The organism is Pseudomonas simiae, assembly GCF_000934565.1.
GTDB classification, from domain to species: Bacteria; Pseudomonadota; Gammaproteobacteria; order Pseudomonadales; family Pseudomonadaceae; genus Aquipseudomonas; species Aquipseudomonas simiae.
Genome location: NZ_CP010896.1, coordinates 4176089 through 4198729 on the forward strand (window position 1 = coordinate 4176089; position 22641 = coordinate 4198729).

Consider the following 22641-nt stretch of genomic DNA (forward strand, 5'->3'; position numbering starts at 1 on the left):
GTTGTGTGTCCTGAACGTTGAGGGGGTCACGCCAACGAGACGTCCTTGAGGAACGCCTCCACGCGTGGGTTGTGTCCGCTGCGCAGGGCGCCCGGCGTGTCGTCGCAGACCACGCGGCCCTTCTCCATGAATACGATGCGGTCGGATACCTTGAAGGCGAAGTTCATCTCGTGGGTGACGATCACCATGGTGATGCCCTCCTCGGCCAGGGCTTCGATGACTTGCAGCACTTCGTTGACCTTCTCCGGGTCGAGCGCCGAGGTGGGCTCGTCGAACAGCATGATCTGCGGGCGCATCATCAAGGCACGGGCAATGGCCACGCGTTGCTGCTGGCCGCCGGACAGCTGGTGCGGGTACTTCCAGGCGTGGTCGAGCATGCCGACCTTGTGCAGCAGTGCGTAGGCCTGCTGCTTGAGTTCGACGGTCGCGCCCAGGCGATGGTATTTCGGCGCCATCAGCAGGTTGTCGAGCACGGTCAGATGCGGGAACAGGTTGAAGCTCTGGAACACCATGCCGATGTTCAGGCGATGCTCGGCGTGCTCGATGTACTGGGGTTTCTGCGCGCCGACTTTATTCAAGTGAATGAACGGCTGGCCGTTGATCCTGATTTCGCCGTTGTCCAGTTGTTCAAGGCCATTGAGCAGGCGGATCAACGTAGTCTTGCCGGAGCCGGACGGGCCGATCACCGACACCACTTCACCGGGCTGTATTTGCAGGTTGACCGAGCCCAGCACCTCGATATCGTTGTAGGCCTTGTGCAACCGCGCAGCTTGCAACGCGGGCTCGCCGTGGGTGACCGGACGCGCCAAGGCTGTGCGCTGCTGGCTGGCCAGGGCCAGCACCGCCGCATCGGGAACACGGGAGACGTTGCGCTCGTTGACGTCGAGAAAGCGCTCCAGGCGTTTGAGCAGGAAGTCGAACACCGTGACGATAAACACGTAGAAGAACGCCACCGCCGCCATGGTCTCGATCACCAGGAAGTTCTGCGAATACAGGCGCTGGCCGACCATCAGGATTTCAGTCAGGGAAATCACCGACACCAGGGAGGTGAGCTTGACGATGGAAATGTATTCGTTGGCCAGCGATGGCAAGGCCACCCGCAGTGCCTGGGGAATCACCACGCGCCATTGGGTGCCGAAAAACTTCAGGCCCAGCGCCCGCGCTGCTTCGGCCTGCCCTTTGGGAATCGACAGCAGTCCACCGCGATGGATCTCAGCCACGTAGGCGGTTTCGCAGATCACCAGCGCCAGCAGGCCGGACCAGAAAGGGTCGGCCAGGATCGCCGAGGTGCCGGGCAACGCTTGCGGCAGGTTGTAGATAAAAATCAACAACACCAGCAGCGGCAGGCTGCGGAACAGCCAGATATAGCCACGGGCCGGCACACTGAGCAGGCCATGCCTGGACTGCTTGGCCAGCGCCAGCAGAAAGCCCAGGCCAATGCTCAAGACCCAGGTCAGGGTACTGAGCTTGATCACCGTCCACGTCGCCCGCCAGAACTCGGCATCGCCCAGCAAACCAAACATGTAATTCCAGTCGAATGTCATCGTCGCTGTGCCCTGAGAAATTGATCTACATCGATGGGTTCAGAGTCGTGGGGGGAGGCACTTGGGGTCAATTCGTAAAAGCCGGGGCACTGGGTAGGCAGAACCTATGCAGCGACATTACAGTGATAAGCCGGCTTGCCCCGCGCCAGCGCGGGGCAAGCCCGCTCACCACCAGGTGATAGGTGCCCCTTTGTGGAGCATCCTCAATTCACACCGGTCAGCGTCCGCACCGCATGGGGGTCGAAAAAGCTCGGCGGCGCCATGCCGGGGATGTACTGGTCGGACACGAACATGCGGCAACGCTCGGCAAACGCCGACACCACGCGCGACAGCTGAGTGTTGCTGGCCGTGGCGTAGCCCAGGCGCATCGGCCGGTGTGCGCCGGCCAGACGCAGGCGGATCACGCGCTTGCCGTCCTGGGACAGGTTCGATTTGGGTCGCGCATTCGCAAAGGAATAGCCGATGCCATTGCCCACCATGGCACGCACCGTTTCGAGGTTGGTGGAGCGCATGATGATGTTCGGCGTAGTGCCGGCCTGGATGAACAGGCTGAGGAAATAGTCGCGGCTCCACGGAGTGTCGAGCAGCACCACCGGGTAAGCCTCAAGGTCTTGCATGCTGACGGCCGGTGAATTCGCCAGCGGGTGATACTCGCCGACCATCACGTACGGCGGCAGCTGCGCCAGGGGTTGGAAGTCGATGTCCGGGCTGGTCACCAAGTCGTAGGTCAGGGCGATATCCAGCTCACCGCTGCGCAGTTTTTCCAGCAGTTCTTCATGGTTACCCTCAGCTTGCGTCAGCCGCACGCCTGGAAACGCCCGGCCGAAACCAAACACCAGTTCCGGCGTGATCATCGGCGCCAGCGACTCCAGGCAGCCGACTCGCAACGGCCCACGCACGGTGTTCAAGGACTCTGAAGCGATGGTGTAAAGGTTGGTCATCTGCTCCAGGATCAGCTTGGCTTCCTGCATCACCAGGCGCCCCACCGCCGTGAGGGAAATGCCCTGGGCGTGGTGGCGGATAAACAGTTGAATGCCCAGCTCGGCCTCCATATGGGTGATCGCCGCCGAGATCGATGGCGACGACACGTGGATGCGTTCAGCGGCCGCACTGATGCTGCCCGCCTCTCCCGACGCGACGAAATACTCCAGTTGACGCTGAGTAATACGACTGAGCATCACGCCTGCCCTCTCAACAATGACTGTAGGGGAAGCGTTGCAGGGTTCGTGCCGGGTCACGCGCCAGGCGATGAGTTGCAGGGGCTTCGGTTTTTCCTAAGCACTACCCCGCGCAAATGCTGGTTTCGCCGGAGTCAGGGCGGTGTGAAGCTGGCGTCATCCCGTTTCCCACGAGTTGCCGTTATGCCGACCCACACTCGCATCCGCATGTTCAACACCCGACAGACCTACCCTAACCAGGCGCTGGACAACGACCTGTGCCAGGCCGTGCGTGCCGGCAACACCATCTATGTGCGCGGCCAGATCGGTACCGACTTCGACGGTAACCTCGTCGGCCTCGGCGATCCACGCGCCCAGGCCGAGCAAGCGATGAAGAACGTCAAGCAACTGCTGGAAGAGGCGGGTTCTGATCTGTCGCACATCGTGAAGACCACCACCTACCTGATCGACCCGCGCTACCGCGAGCCGGTGTACCAGGAAGTCGGCAAGTGGCTCAAAGGCGTATTCCCGATCTCGACCGGGCTGGTGATCTCGGGCCTGGGCCAGCCGGAGTGGTTGATGGAAATCGACGTGATCGCGGTGGTGCCGGATGACTGGCAGCCCTGAATGACCTGGAGTACGCCATGACCCACCCTGTGTTTTTCCTCAACGGGCCCAACGCCAATCTCTATGGCCTGGACAAAGCCGGCACCTACGGCAGCGAAAGCTTTGCCAGCATCCAAGCCCGCTGCCAAGACCTCGCCGCGACCCTGGGCCTGACCCTGGATTTTCGTCAGAGCAACCATGAAGGCGTGCTGGTGGACTGGATTCAAGAGGCACGATTGAACGCCGACGCCATCGTGATCAACGCCGCCGGGCTCAGCTACAGCTCGGTGCCGATCCTCGATGCGCTGCTGGCCTTCGACGGTCCGATCATCGAAACGCACATGAGCAATATCTGGAAGCGCGAACGCTTCCGGCACCACTCCTACGTGTCCAAAGCCGCCACCGGTGTGATCGCCGGGCTGGGGGCGCTGGGTTACCAACTGGCACTCACGGCCGTGGCCGAATTGCTGGACCAAACCGCCTAATGACTGTGCAGGAACCGCCTATGTCCGTCGAAAAAATCAACACTCTGGTCGTCGGCGCAGGCCAGGCCGGCGTCGCCATGAGCGAACACCTATCGCTGATGGGCGTGCCGCATATCGTGCTGGAACGCCACCGCATCGCCGAACGCTGGCGTTCGGAGCGCTGGGACTCCCTGGTCGCTAACGGGCCGGCCTGGCATGACCGGTTTCCCGGCCTCACATTCGAAGGCATTTCGCCGGAAGCCTTCCCCCCCAAAGAGCGTATGGCCGACTACTTTGAAGCCTACGTGGACAAATTGCAGGCCCCCGTGCGCACCGGCGTCGAGGTGCAGCAGGTAGAGCGTCATGTGGGACGACCCGGCTTCAAAGTGACCACATCGGCCGGCGTGATCGAAGCCGCCAATGTGGTCGCCGCCACCGGCCCGTTCCAGCGCCCGTCCATCCCGAACATCGTCCCGTCCACCGCGCCGCTGCATCAACTGCACTCTTGCACCTACAAGAACCCCGGCCAACTCCCCGAAGGCGCAGTACTGGTCGTCGGCGCCGGCGCCTCCGGCTCGCAAATCGCCGAAGAACTGCAAAAGGCCGGCAAGACCGTGTACCTCTCGGTGGGCGAACACTACCGCCCTCCCCGCGCCTATCGCGGTCGCGATTACTGCTGGTGGCTGGGTGCGTTGGGCCTGTGGGATGAAGTCAAAATCCAGCCGAAGAAGAAGCACGTCGCCTTTGCGGTCAGCGGTTACGAAGGCGGTAAGACGGTCGACTTCCGCCGCCTGGCGCACCAAGGGATTCATCTGGTGGGCGTCACCGAGGATTGGAAAGACGGCGTCATGACCTTCCAACCCGGCTTGGCCGAGAACGTGGCTCAAGGGGATCGCGCCTACTTTGATGTGCTGCGCGATGCAGATGCCTATATCGAGGCGAACGGGTTACCGTTTCCCCCGGAACCGCAGGCCTGGGAGTTGTTGCCAGATCCTGAGTGTTTGGTGAATCCGATGTCGAGCCTGGACCTGGCAGAAGCGGGCGTGACCACGATCCTCTGGGCCACTGGCTTCACGTTCGATTTCAGCTGGTTGAAGGTCGATGCATTCGATGAGAAAGGCGAGCCGTTCCACAAGCGCGGGATCTCCGCGCAGAGCGGGATTTACTTCCTGGGCCTGCCGAATTTGGTGAACCGCGCATCGTCGTTTATCTATGGGGTTTGGCACGATGCGAAATACCTGGCGGACCATATCGTGTTGCAGAACGAGTACATGGCGTACGACAAGTCCTGACCCCTGACGACGGCTCGGTTTTTTTGCGATCTATCGGTGTTGTGTCAACACAAGCCCGTGTGCCCCTGCCCTTTCAGCCGCGCTTCGACAACGTCCAGTTCGGCCGGATAAAGTGGCAGGTATACCCGTTGGGAATCCGCTCCAGATAATCCTGGTGCTCCGGCTCTGCCTCCCAAAACGGCCCCGCCGGCGCAATCTCCGTTACCACCCGCCCCGGCCACAATGTCGAGGCATCCACATCCGCCACCGTATCCTCGGCCACATCCCGTTGCTGCTCGCTCAGGTAATAAATTGCCGAACGATAGCTCGGCCCAAGATCATTGCCCTGCCGGTTGGGTGTGCTCGGGTCATGGATCTGGAAAAAGAACTCCAGAATCTGCCGGTAGCTGATCACCGCCGGGTCAAACACGATCTCGATCGCTTCCGCATGGTTGCCATGGTTGCGATAGGTGGCATTCGGCACATCGCCGCCGGTGTAGCCGACGCGGGTGTGCAGCACGCCGGGGTAGCGGCGCAACAGGTCTTGCATCCCCCAGAAGCAGCCGCCGGCGAGGATCGCGGTTTCGGTTGAGTGGGTCATGGTGTGTTCTTCCGCGCAATGGATACACGCTAGTTATGGGGCTGTGTTGGCAAATACCAAGGGTAAGGGGGGTACCCAGACGATTGGTTTCGGGTAATGATGCGCCACCAGAATCAAGGACGATAACAACAATGAAAACCGCGTTGCGCACGCTGCTGCTGCTCTGCCTGGCCACTCCCGCCCTCGCGGCCGAGAGCACCGTCGGCTTCAGGACCGCCATCCTGCCCGACGCGCAGAGCAGCCGCCCGTTGGAGATGGTCGTCTGGTATCCCGCGGCAACCACCGCCAAACCCGTGCTGATCGCCGACAACGCCGTCTTCATCGGCGCCCTCGCTGTGCCCGATGCACCGCCGGCTGCCGGTGAACACCCGCTGATCGTGCTCTCCCACGGCTACGGCGGCAATTGGGGCAAACAGGTGTGGCTGGCCAGTGCCTTGGCGCACAACGGATACATGGTGGCGGCGGTGAATCACCCCGGCACCACCACCAAAGATCGCAACCCGCAGACCGCCGCTCAGTTATGGAAACGCCCGGCTGACCTGAGCCGCGCCATCGATGCGGTCCTGGCCCAGCCCAAGCCATTTGGCGCGGTGGCGGAACACCGGATTGCCGTAGTAGGCCACTCCCTCGGCGGCTGGACCGCGTTGGAGATTGCCGGCGCACGCTTCGATCCCGACCTGTTCACGAAGGAATGCAACGCACACCCGAAGCTCGGCGGCTGCATTGGCTACCACGAGATGAACCCCGCCGGCACAGCCGAAGGCAAAGCCCAGTTGGCCGCGGACTTGAGCGACAAACGCGTCACCGCCATTGTGTCTTTGGACCTGGGCCTCGCGCGCGGCTTCACCGACGCCAGCCTGGCCGCACTTCCCGTACCGGCGCTGGTGATTGCGGGCGGCGTGCCAACGGAGGATATGGACCCGAACCTGGAGTCCGCCGCCTTGGTCAAGCGCCTGCCAAAAGCCTCGACCCAATACGTGGAGATCGGCGATGCCACTCACTTCACGTTCATGTCGATCTGCAAGCCGGGCGGGATGGAGTTGATTGAAGAAAGTTCACCTGGGGACGGCATGATTTGCCGGGATGGTGAAGGGGCTCGGCCCAGGGCAGAAATCCAACAACAGGTGGTAGGCCTGATCACTGCGTTCCTGCAGCAATCGTTCAACCATTGATCAACTGAGTCACCCATGGAGAGCAACATGCAAGAAAGCGAAGCGTTGAGAGGGTTACGAGGCTGGCTCGTGCTCATTGTAATAGGCCTGGTCATCTCGATTTCCCGCACGGCCTATAGCCTTCTCGCGGTGCATTACCCTCTTTTTGCAGATGGCACTTTTACCGTGCTGTCTACGCCTGGGACGACGCTGTACAACCCGTTGTGGGCGCCGATTTTGGTGTCGGAAGCGCTGATTAATGGGTTGTTTGTCGCCACCTACGCCTACCTCATTTACCTTTTCATCTCCGAGCACTATCTATTCCCCAAGGTTTATATCGCGACGGTGATTGCGTCGGCGGTGTTCATTCCCCTCGATGCCTGGGTGTGCTCACTGGTGTTCGTAGATGAACCCATTTTCGACTCCAACACGACAAAAGAGCTGGCACGGACATTGATTACCTTGTTCATCTGGGTGCCTTACATGCTGGTATCCAAACGGGTAAAGGCAACGTTTGTCATGCATAAGCCGCAGAGAGCGGACGCGCACACGGCCGTTATCTCTTGAGCGTGCATGGCTAACCCCAAGGACACCGCCTTCGCCTATCAATCGGTGTATCGCTACCTCGTCGAGTTGATCGAGGCCAGCTCAGCGCAAGGCGAGCAAAAACTACCGTCCCTGCGCCAATTGGCGCAGCGCCTCGGCGTGTCGGTGTCGACCACCAAATACGCCTATTCGTTGCTGGAGGATGAGGGACGGGTCTACGCCCAGCCCAAGCTCGGTTATTTCACGCGGTTGATACCCACGCCTTTATCGACTGAACGCTCATCCAACCTGCTCGACCAGGTCTTCGCCAACTCCCGCCAACCGGGCATGCTAGCCCTGAGCGCCGACGTCCCGGCCATCCTGCTATCGCTGGAAAACCCGCTGCTGATGATCGAGCGCGAACTGGCCCGCCACTACCCGCGCGCCCTTACACCGCAGTACCTGCCCTACGGCGAGCCCGAGTTGCGCGCAGCGTTGGCCGAGCGCTACACCTGTTCCACGGACCACTATTGGCAGGCCGGTCAGGTGTACATCGGCGCGGACCTGCACAGCGTGCTGGAGCTGTCGCTTAACGCCCTGGACCTGGCCGGCACGGTGGCGTTGGTGGAATCACCGTGTTCGTGGGCGATCCTGCGCCAGTTGCAGGCGGCGAACATCCGTGTGATCGAACTGCACCTGGACGCCGACGGCCGCTTCGACCTGCACGCCCTGAATGAACGGCTCGAACATGAGCCCATCCGCCTCGCGGTATTGTCATCCACCGTGAACATTCCCCACGGCAGCCGCATGCCGAGCGAAGATAAACAGCAGATCTGCCGGTGGCTGGCGGAACGGGACATCTGGTTGTTCGAAAACGACACCTACGGCGACTTGTATTTCGCGACCCAACCGGCGCGCTACCGCGACTTTGCCGACCCACAGAGGCTGCTGGTGTTCTCGACCTTCGATAAGGTGATCGGCTCGGAGGCACCCTACGGTTATGTGTTGTGCCGTGGGTGTGGGCCGCAGTTGCAGCGTATGTTCCTGGAGCGGGCATTTCGCCTCTCACCGATCCGTCAGAAAGCGATCGCCAAGCTGTTCACTTCCAAGCGCATCGACGCGCACCTGCACAAGCTGCGGGCCTTGTTGCACGACTGCATGATCCGCATGAAAAACCTGCTGGACCAATACGCCAGGGGTGCCTTTGAGGTCATGACTCCACAAGGCGGGGCGTGCTTCTGGCTTGCGGCGATGCGCCCGGTCGACATGCGCCGGGTGTTCGAACACCTGCTGGTCGAGCGCATCGTCATCGCCCCCGGTGAACTGTTCAGCCAGCAAAGCAGCTGGAAACAGCACCTGCGTCTGAGCTTCACCCTCGATTGGAGCAAGGATATTGCCCAGGCCGTGGAGAAGTTGTCGCAGGCTATTCGTCAGAGTCCGTAGCAGTGCCGCGCCTCAGGGAACCGGCCGTGACGTACCTCTTCGGCGAACCGTTCGCAGGCGTCGCGGATCACCGCCCCCACATCCGCATACTGTTTGACGAAGCGCGGCAGGTGTTCACCGCCCAGGCCCAGCACATCTTCAGTGACCAGCACCTGGCCGTCGCAGGCCGGTGAAGCACCGATGCCGATGGTCGGCATTTTCGAGTCGAGGGTAATCTGACGCGCCACACCTTCAGCCACCCCTTCAAGCAACAGGCTGAAGGCACCCGCCTGCAGATTGGCGCGCGCGTCTTCGGCAATCCGCGCGCCGGCCTCAGCGGTGAGGCCCTGGGCCTTGAAGCCGCCCATCACGTTGACGAATTGCGGCATCAGCCCCACATGAGCCATTACCGGAATACCCCGCGCCACCAGGAATTCGACGGTGCCGGCCAAGGCCTGGTTGGCCTCCAGCTTGACGGCATCGCAGCCGGTGCGCGCCAGTACCTGGGCGCAATTGCGAAAGGCCTGCTCATTGGATTCCTGATAACTGCCAAACGGCATGTCGGCAATGACACACGCCAGCCGGGTGCTATCGACCACAGCGCGGGTGTGGCCGATGGTTTCTTCAAGCTGCATGCTCAAGGTCGAGGGCCGGCCATAGCCGACCATCGCCGTGGAATCACCGACCAGGATGAAATCGACCACGGGGTCGATCAACTTGGCGATGGCACTGGAGTAGGCCGTCAGGGAGACGATCTTCTGCTGGCCTTTCATGGCGACCAGTTGCGGGACTGTCAGACGTTTGGTGCGGGTGTGGATGCTCATCCGTGTCTTCCGTTATGCGCTGGAGCACCCGATTATTGGCGAAAGGCCAGGCGATTCAATGCACAGATCGGCGCTAAAAAGCGACCCAGTGAACGAAACTGGTATCATCCCGCCCCTGTACAACCCGGGTAGAACGACATGAACCGCCAGAAAAAACTCCAGCAGCTCTTCAAGGAAAAAGCCAAGAAGGCCAACGCCAAATTGGCGCCGAAGAAAAAGGACAAGTACATCAGCAAAGCGGACCGGGAAAAGCTGGCGGCTGAAGCGGCTCAGGCGCCAGACAACGCCCCGGAAAACTGATTCAGCAACCGCTCAACGCCACCTGCGGTCGCTCACCCGCAAAAAACAACGGCCGCAGCCGCACGCCCACGCTGTTGCCGATAAACGCCGCCACCAACCATACCCAGCCATGCAGGCTGCCCGAGGCGATGCCGCTGAAATACGCGCCGATGTTGCAGCCATAGGCCAGGCGCGAGCCGTAACCGAGCAGCAGGCCGCCGATCACCGCCGCCACCAGAGAGCGCGTTGGAATCTTCAGGCTGGGGGCGAAACGCCCGGCCAGGCCGGCGGCCAACAGGGCACCGAGGACGATGCCGATGTCCATTACGCTAGTGATATCTTCCCACACCGGCGCAGCAAGCGCCTTGGCGTTGCCCGGCATCTGCCAGAACGCCCAACTGGCCACGTCCACCCCCAGGCCGCTGGCGACTTTGGCCCCCCACAAGGCAAACGCCGAGGTAATGCCCCAAGGCCGACCTGCCAGTGCCAGGGTGGCGTAGTTGAGCAAGGCCAGGCCGATTGCGCCCCACACCAACGGCCACGGGCCGCGCAGGAAGCGGTGCAGGCCTTGATGCTCACTTTTAACGCCCTCCTCCAATTGACCATGACGGCCCTTCTCCAGGCGCACGGTCACCAGCGCAATGATCGCGAACACCGCCAGGCTCAAGCCCATCGCCGGCACTACGCCGAAGCTCTTGACGATGGACACCGCCGGGAATGACGGCAGCGCAAACCACCAGTCCACGTGGTGCGTGGCGATCAGCGAACCACAGATAAAGAAGAACAACGTCACCAGCATGCGCGCATTACCGCCGCCCACGGTGAACAGCGTGCCCGACGCACACCCGCCGCCCAACTGCATGCCGATACCAAAGATGAACGCCCCGAACACCACCGAAAGCCCGGCCGGCGCCACCAGCCCGACCACCGGCTGCCCGAACAAACTGCCCGCCCCCAACGCCGGGAAGAACAACAGCACCGCGATCGCCAGCATCACCATCTGCGCACGCAAACCGGCGCCACGGCGATCATTGATGAACACGCGCCAGGCCGAGGTGAACCCGAAGGCGGCGTGGTAGAGCGTCAAGCCCAGTGCCGCGCCGACCACCAGCAACAGCACCTGGCGTGAGCCGACGCTGTTTTGCAGGAACAGGGCGCCCAGCACCAGGATGATAAAGGCCACCAACGGCGCGAGGGGCCTGCGCGCGGGGGTGAGAGGGAGAGAGGTGCTCATGGGGTATCCCGGTCGTGTCAATGGAGTTGAATGTCAGGGGGCGAGTATAAACCCTTATCAGCCCCGCCCCACCGACCCCGACACCGGAAGATCCCCCAACAACCTGAGCCCGGTGCTCTTCACAAACGTCTCATAGTCCATTGGCTTTTGAATGCGTGTTTCCGCATTGGGCAGCACATACGCCCAGGCGCGTTTGCTTGAGGCGTCGTACACCAGCTTGAACAGGCGCGTCGGCACCCAGACCTTGTTGGCGCCGATGGTGCCGTAGCCAGGGTCGAACAGCGGGCCGGTGAACACGTACACATCGCCGCCGGCGCGCACGGCAAACTTGCGTACGTCGGCCTCGACCTTGCTCCAGATTTTGCGGTTGTTGGTGGGGTCCTGGGGCACCATGTTCGACAGCGCAAATGACTGCGCCATGGCGTTGGCGTTCGGCGCATCGGCGGCTGGGGATTGGTGGCCACGGTCCACGGCCGGATGCTGAGCGCGGTAGTCACTCAACTCCGCACGACCGCTTTTGGGAATACGTGGGTCGGCGTAAAACTGGTTGGTGCGCTCCTCGCCCTTGGCGTCTTTGAGAAGTGCGGCATTCAGGCGCTCGACCACCACCAGAGGGGTCTTGCTGGTTTGCGAATAGAGCACTGCGAAATGGTCGGAGCACAGGGCCAGGGGTTTCATCGCGGCCGGGACGGTGGCGGTCTTGATCGGGGTGGCGGGGAACAGATCGGCGCAGCTGTCGAAGGTGAGCTGTTTTTCCTGTTTGGAATAGAGGTCCGGCAGGCTTCGGGCGTTGGCCCCGGAAGAAAGCAAAACAAGGGCGGTCAGCCCAACGGCAATTTTGCGTAGGTACATGCATTAAATCTTCGAAAGGGAGTGAAGCGACAGGCTCCGTCGAGCGGAGCCAAGTGGATGATATTGCGAGGGTTATTGACTGGCGAATGTCGAATTAGTGCCCGACCGCTGCGGGTTTTCCCGCATCCCGCGCGCCCGGCTTGAAACCATGGGCGCTGGCCCCCCAGGCAATCGCCAGCGATACGCCGATCAGCACCAGCATCGCCCACGGAAATGAGGCCACACCCCAGGTGTCCAGCAATACCCCGCCGACCACACCGCTGCCGGCGATCGCGCTGTTCCACGCCACCACATTCAGCGACAGCGCAACGTCAGCGCCATCCCCCGCCGCATCAGCCAGGGCGGTTTGCAGCAATGTCGCGGCGCCCCCGAAACTCAGGCCCCACACCGCTACGCCGAAGTAGATCACCTCGGGTACATTCCCGAGCAAGCCGAACACCGCGCTCATCGCGGCAAAGGCCACCAGGCTGACCAGCACGGTCCGGCGCAGCAGCGGCTCGACCCATTTGGCCGTGAGCCAGATTCCCGCCAGCGCGGCCACCCCGAACACCAACAACACCAGGTCAACCCGATCCGCCAAGCCAGCCGGCGCCACGAACGGTGCGATGTAGGTGTACAGAATGTTGTGCGCCAGCATCCAGCTGATTACCACCGCCAACACCGGCCGTACGCCCGGTGTGGTCAACACCTTGCCCAGGGACAAACGTTGATGCGTAGGTTGAGGCGCATAGTCCGGGACTTTCACCAGCACCCACACAATCAGCACCAGGCTCACCGCCGACATCAGGCCAAAGGTTGTGCGCCAGCCGACCAACCCACCCAGCCACGTGCCCAACGGCACACCCAACGACAGCGCGATCGGCGTACCAACCATCGCCAATGCCAGCGCCCTGCCCTGTTGATGCGGCGCCACCATGCGCCGGGCGTAACCGGCCAACAGGCTCCAGGCCAACCCCGCCGCCACACCGGCAAAGAACCGCGCCACCAGCGTCACGCCGTAATGAGACGACCATGCGTGATGGAGTTGAACAGCAAAAACCCGACGATGGTCAGCAACAACACATTGCGCCGCCGCCAGCCACGGGTGGCGATGGTCATGGGGATCACCGCCAGCACCGAGCCCAAGGCATAGGCGGTGACCATTTGCCCGGCCATGGAGGGCGAAATCGCCAGGCCTTCGCTGATCAACGGCAACAAGCCCGCCGGCAGGGTTTCGGTGACGATGCAAATGAAGCCGGTCATGGCCAGGGCAAGCAATGCGCCGATGGGCAGGCGGTCGGATGACGCCGATAACGTAAGTGAAGGTGTCACAGAACACTCCTTGAGCGAGACTTAGATACTGATCGATACAAATGTTGCAACTGAGCGCGCCGCGTTGTCAACGACTTATGTATCGACTAGTATCTATATCGCTAGCCACCGGAGACTTGACATGGCACAGATGGGCCGCCCCCGTACCTTCGACCGCGAACGCGCTGTGGACCAGGCCTTGCACCTGTTCTGGCAACACGGCTACGACGCCACCTCCCTCGCCCAGCTCAAGGCCGGCTTGGGTGGCGGCATCTCCGCACCGAGTTTTTACGCGGCGTTCGGCTCCAAAGAGGCGCTGTTCGACGAATGCGTGCAGCGTTACCTGGCGACCTACGCCCGGGTCACCGAATGCTTGTGGGACGAAAGCCTGCCACCGCGCCAGGCGGTTGAAACGGCATTGCGCCAGTCGGCGCGCATGCAGTGTGAAGACGGGCATCCCAAGGGGTGCATGGTGGCGTTGGGGGTGATGAGCGCGCCGAGCCCGGATAACGCTCGGGTGGCAGATGGGTTGACGCAGTCGCGGCTGCGCACCCGCGCGGGGATTGTGGCGTGCGTAGAGCGGGCAATGCGCCTGGGGCAGTTGCCACAGACCGTCAACCCGGCCGTGATGGCAACGGTGTTTGACAGCTTCCTGCAGGGCATTTCGATTCTGGCGCGGGACACTGTGCCCCATGCCACTATCGACGCGGCCATCAGCCAACTGCTGCTGACCTGGGATATCGCCGCCTCTACTGCGCCGCCCATTCGTCCCGACACTGCATCAGGAAATCCACAAACGCCCGCACCCGATGCGGCACATATCGCCCATGGGGATACAACAAGGTAAACGGCCGCGAGCGCCCACCAAACGGCTGCAACACCTCCACCAGGCTACCGTTGGCCAGCGCCTGCTCGACGATGAACTTGTAGGTCTGAAACAGCCCCGCGCCATGCATGGCCAGGGTCACACCCCCCAGCACATCGTCGGAGCAGCTGTACCCCGCCTCCCCCGCATACTCCTGCGCCTTACCGTCTACCTGGAACAGCCATGAGATCCGACGACCATTGCTCGGCAGTTCGTACTGGATGCATTCATGGGCGGATAAATCCTCCAGCGTCTGTGGGATGCCAGCGCGCTTAAGGTAGGACGGAGATGCGACCACCACCAGCTCGCCGTCCTCCAGCAGGCGGGCAATCAGCGACGAGTCCGGCTGGGCGCGCACGCGGATGGCCAGGTCATAACCTTCGGCGACGAAGTCGATATTGCGGTTGCTGATGTGGATATCCACCGTGACTTGCGGGTACAGCGCACGAAACCTCGGCAATAGCGGCAGCAAGCGGTGATGGGCGTAGGTGGTGGGAATGCTGATGCGCAGCAGGCCAGACGGCACGGCCTGCGCGCCCATCACTTCCTGCTGAGCTTCCACCAACTGGGTCAGGGCCTGGCGGCATTGCTCGAAGAAGGTCCGACCGCTGTCGGTCAGTCGGATGCTGCGGGTGGTGCGCACAAACAACCGTGAACCCAAGCGTTCTTCCAGGCGCGAGACACTGCGGCTGACCGCTGCGGGGGTCACACCGGCAACCTGCGCGGCAGCGGTGAAGCTGCTGGCTTCGGCAGCGAGGCAAAAGAGTTCGATACTGCCGAGCTGCAAATCTTCGAAATGGCGTTTCATGATCGCTCCCTAGAACAACAGCCGCGAGAAATTGCAGCACGCTTGTGCCAATTGCGCCACCTCTTGATTCAACCCGTATTGCCGGTCCATCCGGTGCAACGCCACATACTGGATATCCGGCAGCGCCGGCTCTGTGACCAACGCGCGCAAGGTGCCTTGCTCGATCAGATGGGACAGGCATGCCAAGGGCAGGTAGCTCACGCCGATCCCCGACAGCGCCAACCCGGCTTGCACCAGCAGGTTGTGGCTGGTGAGGGTACGGGGCAGTTGCACGTTGTTTGCCGCCAGCCAGCGCTCGTAGATCATCCCGGTTCCCGACTGTGCGCCCTGGGTAAGCACGGTGTAGCTGGCCAAGGTCTCGAGGCTGATGGGGTCGACGTCCGGGATCAGGCCAGGGGAGCACATCCAGGCGTTTTCCACGCATTGCAGGGGGGTGCTGTGGAAGCGCGGATCGCTGTAGACGTCGGGCACGATCACCAGGTCCAACTGGTCGCTTTCCAGTTTGCGAAACAGCTCGCTGCTGAGTTCCACCGACGGCTCGATCTGCACCTTGGGGTAGGTCTGGCGCAGCGCCTCCACCAACGCCGGCAGCCAGGTCAGTGCAGTGAGTTCAGTGACGCCCAGGCGAAACCTGCGCACCAGCACTTCACGGGCGCTGACCCGCTCCAGTAACTGGTCGCGACTGTTGAGCAGGTCGCGGGCGTAGTCCAGCAACTCGCCGCCCTTTTCCGTCAACCGTGCGTTGCGCTTGCTGCGGTCGAAAATCTCCACATCGAAGGTTTCTTCCAGCTCCTGGATGCGCTTGGAGATCGCTGACTGCGACATGTTCAGCTTGTTGGCCGCCGCTTCAAAACTGCCCAGTTCAGCGATCCAGTAAAGCGCGTCGATTTGCTTGAAGGTGATCATGGCGAGGCTATCATGAAAAAAATCGATGCTATCACATCATAAAATATCGCTAAAACTCTCCGATCATCACTCCTAAGATCCGGCCATAGCCCATCGCTATCCAAACGACTCTGGAGATTTGCCATGTCCTTGCCCGGTTCACGCATCCTTCCCAACGCCCCCATGGCCCCGGCCGAACTGGTCGAGGCATTCGCTCAGGTGGTGACCCCACACATCAGCGACAACCTTGGCCGGCATATCGGCGCGCGCGGCCTGACGCGCTACAACCGCAGCGGCAAACTGGTGGGCACGGCGATCACGGTGAAGACCCGACCTGGCGACAACCTGCTGATCTACAAAGCCATGAGCCTGCTGCAACCTGGTCACGTACTGGTGGTGGACGGCCAGGGCGATACCAATAACGCGGTGATCGGTGAGCTGGTCAAGCTCTACGCCCAGCAACGTGGTTGTGTGGGCTTTGTGATCGACGGTGCGATCCGCGATGTCGCCAGCTTTGACGACACGCCCTGCTACGCCCGCGCCGTGGTGCACACCGGCCCCTACAAGACTGGTCCCGGTGAAGTGAACGTGCCGGTGTCCATCGGTGGCATGCTGGTCAACCCCGGCGACCTGGTGGTGGGTGATGAAGACGGCCTGGTCGCGTTTTCCCAGGCCGACGCCGCCGAAGTGCTGCGCCGTGCCGCGCAACATGCCGAACATGAAGAGGCCGTCAAAGCCGAGATCGCCAGCGGTGCCGTGCGCCAGAGCTGGATCGACAAGGTCCTGGACCACGCAGGGTTGGCGCCATGAAGCACTTTTTGTCTGACCGCGTCCTGGGCATCGCGCCCTCCCCCAGCATTGCCGCCAATGCGTTGGTGACCGAACTGCGCGCCCAAGGCCGCGATATCGTCAATTTCACCGTGGGCGAGCCGGACTTCGACACCCCGGCGCATATCCTTGCGGCGGCCAGCCAGGCGATGCACAACGGCGACACCCACTACACATCCACCACCGGCACCCTCGCCCTGCGCCAGGCCATCTGCCTCAAGCTGCAGCAGGACAACGACCTGGCCTACGGACTGGATGAAGTGGTGGCCGGTTGCGGCGGCAAACACATCATCTACCATGCGCTGGCCGCCACGCTGAATCGGGGTGATGAAGTCATCGTGCACACGCCTTATTGGGTGTCGTACCCGGACATTGCACGGCTCAACGATGCAACACCGGTGATCATTCCCGGCGATGAAAGCCTGGGTTTCAAGCTGTCCCCCGACGCCCTTGAACAGGCGATCACGGCGCGCACCAAATGGGTGATCCTCAACAGCCCGAACAACCCCAGTGGTGCGGTGTACAACGAGACCGAACTGCTCGCGCTGGCGCAGGTGTTACGTCGTCATCCCCATGTGCTGATCATGGCTGACGAGATCTACGAACACTTCATCTACGGCAGGGCCCGGCATGTGCCATTGACGCGCCTGGCGCCCGACCTCAAGCCGCGCACGCTGATCGTCAACGGCGCGTCCAAAGGCTATGCGATGACCGGTTGGCGCCTGGGTTTCGGTGCAGGCCCGGCCTGGCTGATCGCGGCCATCGCCAAGCTGCTGTCGCAAACCACTACCTGCCCCAGCTCCCTCAGCCAGGCCGCCGCCGTGGCCGCATTTACAGGCGACCAGGCGCCCATCGCCGCCATGCGCGAGGAATACCAGCAACGCCGCGCACGCATGCTGGCTCTGCTGGCGGACATCCCCGGCTTGAGCTGTACCCCACCAGACGGCGCGTTCTATGTGTTCGCCAACGTGAGCGGGCTGATGGGCAAGCTCACCCCGCAAGGTGATCGCCTCGACAGTGACACCCAACTGGTGGACTACCTGTTGCGTGACTACGGCCTGGCCACAGTGAGCGGTGCGGCGTATGGCATGTCGCCCTATGTGCGCCTGTCCTTCGCAAGCTCGCCAGAAGTGATCGAAGAAGGTTGCCGTCGTCTCAAGGACGCGTGCCGCGACCTGCGCTGACGCCCTTTGCTGCACCCGGCGGCCACCGGACGGCCGCTGTTTTGACTGCCTAGAACAACAACTTAAAAATCATTGATCTCAAATGAGGCATTCCTATGCACACGCCCCGTATCGCGCTGGTCTGGCAAATCATGATCGGCTTGCTTGCCGGCATCGCCATTGGTGCCCTGTTGCACCAATTCCCCGAATCCCGGCCGTGGCTGGTGGACAATCTCCTGCAACCGGCGGGCGATATCTTTATCAAGCTGATGAAGATGATCGTGGTGCCCATCGTGTTTGCCTGCATGGTGGTGGGCATTGCCGGGCACGGCGACGGTAAATCCCTGGGCCGTATCGGCGCGCGCTCCCTGGGGTATTTTTTCTGCATCACCACCTTGGCGATCATTGTCGGGCTGGTGCTGGGCAATCTGCTCAAGCCGGGGGCCGGCACTGAACTGTCGAGCCTGCATGCAGCGTCTATTACCCTGCCTACCAGCAGCGGCGCAGGTCACAGCCTGGGGCAGATTATCGTCGGGATCATCCCCGATAACGTGATCAGTGCCATGGCCCAGGGCAGCCTGTTGTCGGTACTGTTTTTTGCGGTGATGTTCGGCCTTGGCGTGGCACGCCTGCCCGCCGAGCGCAAAGACCCGGTGATCGCGCTGCTGCGAGGCGTGTCGGATGCCATGTTCAAGGTCACGTCGATGATCATGGCCTACTCGCCCATCGGCGTGTTCGGCATGATCGCTGTGACCGTGGCCAACTTCGGATTTGGTTCGTTGCTGCCGTTGGCCAAGCTGATCATGGTCAGTTACGTGTCTATCGCGTTCTTTGTACTGGTGGTGCTCAACCTGGTGGCGCGCCTGTGCGGGATCAATCTGTTTGCCTTGATGCGCCATATCAAGGATGAACTGATTTTGGCCTTTTCCACGGCGAGTTCAGCGTCGGTCATGCCGCAATTGATGAAGAAGCTCGAGACCTACGGCGTGTCGCCTTCGCTGGTGAGCTTTGTGGTGCCGGTGGGTTACTCGTTCAACCTCGACGGTGCCTCGCTGTTCCTTGGGATCGGCACGCTGTTCGTGGCGCAGCTATACGGAATCGACCTGAGCCTTGGGGATCAGGCGCTACTGGTGGTGACCATGGTGCTCACTTCAAAGGGGGCTGCGGGTGTGCCGGGGTTCATGTTCGTGATTCTCTCCGCAACGCTCGCCAGTGCCGGATTGCCATTGGAAGGGATCGCGTTCATTGCCGGGGTGTATCGCTTGATGGAGATGCCGACTACCGCACTGAACGTGCTGGGCAACGCGCTGGCGCCGTTGGTGATTGCCAAGTGGGAGGGCCGTGACGCTAAGGCGACGCACGAACCGAGCGCCAAGAATGTGCCTTCACGGTAGCAAGGGTCTTACGAATAAAGGCGCTCCAAAGAGCGCCTTTATTCATTTCAACTCACTGCTCGCCGATGGATTTTACCTCAGCCTTGGCAGCGCCACCGATGGCAATGCGTTTAGGCTTGGCTTCCTCCGGCACGACCCTGAGCAGGTCGATGCTCAGTAAGCCATTGGAAAGCTGTGCGCCTTGCACTTCGATGTGGTCAACCAGGCGGAACGACAGGCGGAACGCGCGCTGAGCGATGCCCTGGTGCAGGTAGGTGATACCTTCATTGTGTTCGCGTTTGCCGCCAGCGACGGTCAACACGCCCTTTTCCACCTGGATTTCCAGGTCATCTTCCACCAGGCCTGCGGCCGCAATGACGATTCGGTAGTGGTCCTCGCCATGCTTTTCGACGTTGTGCGGTGGGTAGGTGGTACCGGCCTCGCTGCGAAGCGCCGATTCGAAAAGGTCGTTGAAACGGTCAAAGCCGACGGAATGGCGGAACAGTGGGGCCAACGAAAGAGTAGTAGCCATTGCAAAATCTCCTGAGGTTTCTCCAAGTGATTTGGTACGCGACCCGTATTCGGCATCGCGTAAAGCCTAAGTAGGTTCAGGCTTAAAATTTTCAAGCGGCGCCCACAAAAAAAATTTACCCGATGCGATAAGCCCCCGACGAAAGGCTCACACACCTACGCGCGAGGACGGTCGTGGGATCAACCAAGGCGACCCGGTGGGCACCGATTTCAAACACGTCACAATGCGCCAGTACCAGAGGCAACTCGGTACACCCAAGGATCAGCACCTTCGCCCCCTGTTCACACAGATGCTCCGCCGCCAGCAGCAACTGCTCGCGGCACACGCCCTGGGTAAACCCCGCCTTGATCCCCCGCTCGCCGTAGATCGCCTCCATCACCAACGCCTGGTAATCAAAACCGGGGGTGATCAGTTCCAACCCCGAACGTCGCGCGGCCTGGTGATAGACCTGGCTTTGCAGCGTGCCTGAAGTCGCCAGCAAGCCAACCGCCTGGCCACGCCCATAGGTGTGCACAATCCACTCCACCGTCTCGCTGAGCATGTTGACGATGGGCACGCGCAAGTGCGCCTGGATGCGCTCGACAAACGCATGGGCAGTGTTGCACGGGATCGCGATGGCTTGGGCGCCGGCGCTTTCCAGGCGTTTGCAGGTGGCGAACAGGGCCAGGGTAGGGTCAGTTTCGTCGCGCAACAGGTTGGCGGTTCTATCAGGTATCTGCGGGTTCTGCTCCACCACCATCTTGATATGGTCCTGGTCCTTGCCTGCCGGCGTGTGGGCGACCACCTTGCCCATGAAGTCCACGGTCGCCGCGGGCCCGACGCCACCGACGATGCCCAGTTTGAACGGCGACTGGCGCGTCGGACCGTCGGCCTGGGTGGCGAACTCGGCGTAGATCTGGTTGATGTCGAGCACGCTGATACCACGCCGTTGCAGATCGCCGCACACCAGCGACAGCTCGGTCATGCCCGGCACGATCACCGTGGCGCCCTGCCCTTGCAATGACAAGCACGCCTGGTACACCGACTCCAGCGGCACGCCATCGAGGTGGCCGTCCTTGATGCCGTTGACGCCGTACATCGCCTCCATCAGCGCGACCTGGGCGTGGTCCTCCGGATACACCAGGTTAAAGTGCTGACCGAGGTGCTTTTCAAACAGACCACAGTGGCGCACGAAGTCCGACGCGATCACCCCCAAGGTGGTGCCCGGTGCAACAAAACGCAGGATGTGCCGGACGAGCGCCTGCATCATGTCCAGCAAGGGGATGCCCAATTCCTGCTGGATTTCCTCGCGAAAGGTCTGGCTGGCGAAACAGGGTAGCAGCACGGCATCCACACCGCTGTCTTCAAAGGTCTTGCACACCTGGAACACATAGAATTTGCGCGCGGTCATGCTCGCGTGGCGATCCAGGGGCAGCCGCACATCCTTGAACGGGTGCTGCTCGAATAGGAAATGATAACGGCCCTGGTCTTCCAGCACGGCCCTGGATTTGACCAGCTTGTAGAACAGATCGCCGCCCGCCAGCGAGCCGAGCCCGCCGACGATGCCCAATCGAGAAGTGGTGGTCATGCGCGCGCCCCCTGCGGCAGCTCAGCGGGTTCTTCTTCGGCCTCGGATTTCGCGACCACTGCCGTGGCGATGCTGTTGCCCACCACGTTGGTGGCGGTGCGCGCCATGTCGAGGAACTGGTCGATGCCGATGATCAGCAGCAGGCCGGCTTCGGGCAGGTTGAACATCGGCAAGGTCGCCGCGACCACCACCACCGAGGCCCGCGCCACGCCGGCCATGCCTTTGCTGGTGATCATCAGCGTCAGCAGGATCAGCAGTTGCTGGGTGAAACTCAGGTCGATGTTGTAGGCCTGGGCGATAAACATGATCGCGAATGCCTGGTACATCATCGAGCCGTCAAGGTTGAAGGAATAGCCCAGCGGTAACACGAAACTGGACACACGCTTGGGGGCGCCGAATTTCTCCAGGGCCTCCATGGTTTTCGGGTAGGCCGACTCGCTGCTGGCCGTGGAAAATGCCAGCAGGATCGGCTCGCGGATCAGCTTGCCGAGGGTGAACACCGAGCGCCCGAGAAACAGGTAGCCGGCGGCGAACAGCAAGACCCAGAGCAAGGCGATGCCCAAGTAGAATTCGGCGATCAGCTTGGCGTAATCCGCCAGCAGGCCCAGGCCGTTGGTGGTGATCGCCGAGGCGATGGCGGCAAATACGCCGATCGGCGCGAAGGCCATCACGTAGTCGGTGATCTTGAACATCACCTTGGCGAGTTCGTCCACGGTGTCGGTGATACGCGTATAACCCGCACGTTTGACGCCGGCCAGGGCGAAGCCGAAGAACAGCGAAAACACCACGATCTGCAAGATCTCATTGTTGGCCATCGCTTCGGCGATGCTGCGTGGGAACACATGACTGATGAAGGTCTTGAGGCTGAAGTCGCCAGTGTTGACCGGCACCGCCGCCGTGGCGTGCTGCACCACCTGCATATTTAACCCGGCGCCCGGCTGGAACAGGTTGACCAGCGCCATGCCAAGCATCAGCGAGACCAGCGACGCCGTGACAAACCAGAGCATCGCCCGCATCCCGATGCGACCCACCGAACGCGAGTTGCCCATGCTCGCAATGCCCCCCACCAGGGTGGCGAACACCAGCGGAGCAATGATCATCTTGATCATGCGCAGGAAGATATCGGTGACCATCGAAAAGTACCCGGCCAGCGCCTTGGCCGCTTGTTCGCTGCCGGCATAGTGGTGACACGCCCAACCCACCAGCACGCCCAGGGCGATGCCGACTGCAATACGACGCGGGAGTTTGTTCTTGTTCACAGGTGCGGCCCTCGGATGGCTTTTGTTGTATGCAGCGGATTCTAGGGACCGCCCCCGCTCCCCATGATGAGTAATCCGGCTAACCCCATGCGCTTTTGGAATAGTTTGTAAAAAGCCAGGCCTGGCCTGGGCGTGACCGCT

At 61.7% G+C, this 22641-nt stretch carries 22 protein-coding genes and 1 pseudogene; 11 read left to right on the forward strand and 12 right to left on the reverse strand.

Translation table 11 applies throughout. The features are described 5' to 3' along the window. Positions 1–26: 26 nt before the first annotated feature. Together PF1751_RS18960 and PF1751_RS18965 are read right to left on the reverse strand one after the other, a co-directional pair. Positions 27–1544 carry an amino acid ABC transporter permease/ATP-binding protein gene (locus PF1751_RS18960; protein WP_044287572.1) on the reverse strand — a complete coding sequence of 506 codons (1518 nt, stop codon included), beginning with the start codon at positions 1542–1544 and terminating at the stop codon, positions 27–29. Between the two features lie 203 nt (positions 1545–1747). Continuing rightward, positions 1748–2722, reverse strand: a complete 975-nt coding sequence (locus PF1751_RS18965; RefSeq protein ID WP_044287573.1) for a LysR family transcriptional regulator — start codon at positions 2720–2722, stop codon at positions 1748–1750. Positions 2723–2905: 183 nt separating this feature from the next. Here PF1751_RS18965 and PF1751_RS18970 point away from each other — a divergent pair, with 183 nt between their 5' ends. The 3 genes from PF1751_RS18970 to PF1751_RS18980 are packed head-to-tail and all read left to right on the forward strand — an operon-like array spanning position 2906 to position 5063. Further along, the gene (locus PF1751_RS18970) at positions 2906–3328 is read left to right on the forward strand and encodes a RidA family protein (protein WP_010208964.1); all 423 of its coding nucleotides are present in this window, start codon (positions 2906–2908) and stop codon (positions 3326–3328) included. Positions 3329–3345: 17 nt separating this feature from the next. Beyond that, the gene (locus PF1751_RS18975; protein WP_010208963.1) at positions 3346–3792 is read left to right on the forward strand and encodes a type II 3-dehydroquinate dehydratase; all 447 of its coding nucleotides are present in this window, start codon (positions 3346–3348) and stop codon (positions 3790–3792) included. A 20-nt stretch (positions 3793–3812) separates the two neighbouring features. Further along, entirely contained in the window at positions 3813–5063 is a 1251-nt protein-coding gene (locus PF1751_RS18980) for a flavin-containing monooxygenase (protein WP_044287574.1), read from the forward strand. A 73-nt stretch (positions 5064–5136) separates the two neighbouring features. On the opposite strand, the gene msrA is transcribed toward PF1751_RS18980, so the two are convergent. After that, a complete protein-coding gene (gene msrA / locus PF1751_RS18985) occupies positions 5137–5643 on the reverse strand; it encodes a peptide-methionine (S)-S-oxide reductase MsrA (protein ID WP_010208960.1) in 507 nt (168 codons plus the stop codon). Between the two features lie 131 nt (positions 5644–5774). On the opposite strand from msrA, the gene PF1751_RS18990 reads away from it, so the two are divergent. From PF1751_RS18990 to PF1751_RS19000, 3 genes are read left to right on the forward strand one after another with little or no spacing between them, the layout of a single operon-like run. Continuing rightward, positions 5775–6815, forward strand: coding sequence for an alpha/beta hydrolase family protein (locus tag PF1751_RS18990; protein ID WP_021490767.1), 1041 nt, complete (start codon positions 5775–5777; stop codon positions 6813–6815). Between the two features lie 27 nt (positions 6816–6842). Continuing rightward, complete coding sequence (locus PF1751_RS18995) at positions 6843–7361, forward strand: DUF2569 domain-containing protein (protein WP_010208957.1); 519 nt, start codon at positions 6843–6845, stop codon at positions 7359–7361. Between the two features lie 6 nt (positions 7362–7367). After that, on the forward strand, positions 7368–8762 hold the full coding sequence (locus PF1751_RS19000) for an aminotransferase-like domain-containing protein (RefSeq protein ID WP_042571821.1): 1395 nt from the start codon (positions 7368–7370) through the stop codon (positions 8760–8762). Here the strand turns inward: PF1751_RS19000 and panB are convergent. Next, positions 8750–9565, reverse strand: a complete 816-nt coding sequence (gene panB, locus PF1751_RS19005; protein WP_021490770.1) for a 3-methyl-2-oxobutanoate hydroxymethyltransferase — start codon at positions 9563–9565, stop codon at positions 8750–8752. The two genes, PF1751_RS19000 and panB, sit on opposite strands and share 13 nt — an antisense overlap. A gap of 138 nt (positions 9566–9703) precedes the next feature. Between panB and PF1751_RS28535 the strand changes: the two genes are divergently transcribed. Next, the gene (locus PF1751_RS28535; protein WP_010208953.1) at positions 9704–9865 is read left to right on the forward strand and encodes a DUF2986 domain-containing protein; all 162 of its coding nucleotides are present in this window, start codon (positions 9704–9706) and stop codon (positions 9863–9865) included. Between the two features lies 1 nt (position 9866). Here the strand turns inward: PF1751_RS28535 and PF1751_RS19010 are convergent, their stop codons facing one another. The 3 genes and pseudogenes from PF1751_RS19010 to PF1751_RS19020 form a co-directional block, all read right to left on the reverse strand. Beyond that, positions 9867–11078: a YeeE/YedE family protein gene (locus PF1751_RS19010; protein WP_010208952.1), complete on the reverse strand. Its 1212-nt coding sequence runs from the start codon at positions 11076–11078 to the stop codon at positions 9867–9869. A 57-nt stretch (positions 11079–11135) separates the two neighbouring features. Continuing rightward, on the reverse strand, positions 11136–11930 hold the full coding sequence (locus tag PF1751_RS19015; RefSeq protein ID WP_010208951.1) for a DNA/RNA non-specific endonuclease: 795 nt from the start codon (positions 11928–11930) through the stop codon (positions 11136–11138). Between the two features lie 94 nt (positions 11931–12024). Beyond that, a pseudogene (locus tag PF1751_RS19020) lies at positions 12025–13241 on the reverse strand (MFS transporter). A gap of 121 nt (positions 13242–13362) precedes the next feature. Here PF1751_RS19020 and PF1751_RS19025 point away from each other — a divergent pair. Continuing rightward, the gene (locus PF1751_RS19025) at positions 13363–14067 is read left to right on the forward strand and encodes a TetR/AcrR family transcriptional regulator (RefSeq protein WP_021490772.1); all 705 of its coding nucleotides are present in this window, start codon (positions 13363–13365) and stop codon (positions 14065–14067) included. On the opposite strand, the gene PF1751_RS19030 is transcribed toward PF1751_RS19025, so the two are convergent. Together PF1751_RS19030 and PF1751_RS19035 are read right to left on the reverse strand one after the other, a co-directional pair. After that, on the reverse strand, positions 13970–14893 hold the full coding sequence (locus PF1751_RS19030) for a LysR family transcriptional regulator (protein WP_010208945.1): 924 nt from the start codon (positions 14891–14893) through the stop codon (positions 13970–13972). The genes PF1751_RS19025 and PF1751_RS19030 overlap by 98 nt on opposite strands. A 9-nt stretch (positions 14894–14902) precedes the next feature. Continuing rightward, positions 14903–15799 (reverse strand): LysR family transcriptional regulator, encoded by an 897-nt coding sequence (locus PF1751_RS19035; protein WP_044287575.1) that lies wholly within the window; start codon positions 15797–15799, stop codon positions 14903–14905. 123 nt (positions 15800–15922) lie between these two features. On the opposite strand from PF1751_RS19035, the gene PF1751_RS19040 reads away from it, so the two are divergent. The 3 genes from PF1751_RS19040 to PF1751_RS19050 all read left to right on the forward strand — a co-directional run bounded on the left by PF1751_RS19040 (position 15923) and on the right by PF1751_RS19050 (position 19163). After that, on the forward strand, positions 15923–16588 hold the full coding sequence (locus PF1751_RS19040) for an RraA family protein (RefSeq protein ID WP_010208940.1): 666 nt from the start codon (positions 15923–15925) through the stop codon (positions 16586–16588). After that, positions 16585–17790, forward strand: a complete 1206-nt coding sequence (locus PF1751_RS19045; RefSeq protein ID WP_044287576.1) for a pyridoxal phosphate-dependent aminotransferase — start codon at positions 16585–16587, stop codon at positions 17788–17790. Before PF1751_RS19040 ends, PF1751_RS19045 begins: the two co-directional genes overlap by 4 nt. A 95-nt stretch (positions 17791–17885) precedes the next feature. Next, positions 17886–19163 (forward strand): cation:dicarboxylate symporter family transporter, encoded by a 1278-nt coding sequence (locus tag PF1751_RS19050; RefSeq protein ID WP_042571826.1) that lies wholly within the window; start codon positions 17886–17888, stop codon positions 19161–19163. Positions 19164–19215: 52 nt separating this feature from the next. On the opposite strand, the gene PF1751_RS19055 is transcribed toward PF1751_RS19050, so the two are convergent. From PF1751_RS19055 to PF1751_RS19065, 3 genes are all read right to left on the reverse strand, one after another. Beyond that, positions 19216–19674: an Hsp20 family protein gene (locus PF1751_RS19055; RefSeq protein WP_010208936.1), complete on the reverse strand. Its 459-nt coding sequence runs from the start codon at positions 19672–19674 to the stop codon at positions 19216–19218. 115 nt (positions 19675–19789) lie between these two features. Next, on the reverse strand, positions 19790–21241 hold the full coding sequence (cuyB, locus tag PF1751_RS19060; RefSeq protein ID WP_044287577.1) for a cysteate racemase: 1452 nt from the start codon (positions 21239–21241) through the stop codon (positions 19790–19792). Next, a complete protein-coding gene (locus PF1751_RS19065; protein ID WP_010208934.1) occupies positions 21238–22500 on the reverse strand; it encodes a dicarboxylate/amino acid:cation symporter in 1263 nt (420 codons plus the stop codon). The genes cuyB and PF1751_RS19065 overlap by 4 nt, the downstream gene beginning before the upstream one ends. Positions 22501–22641: the final 141 nt, after the last annotated feature.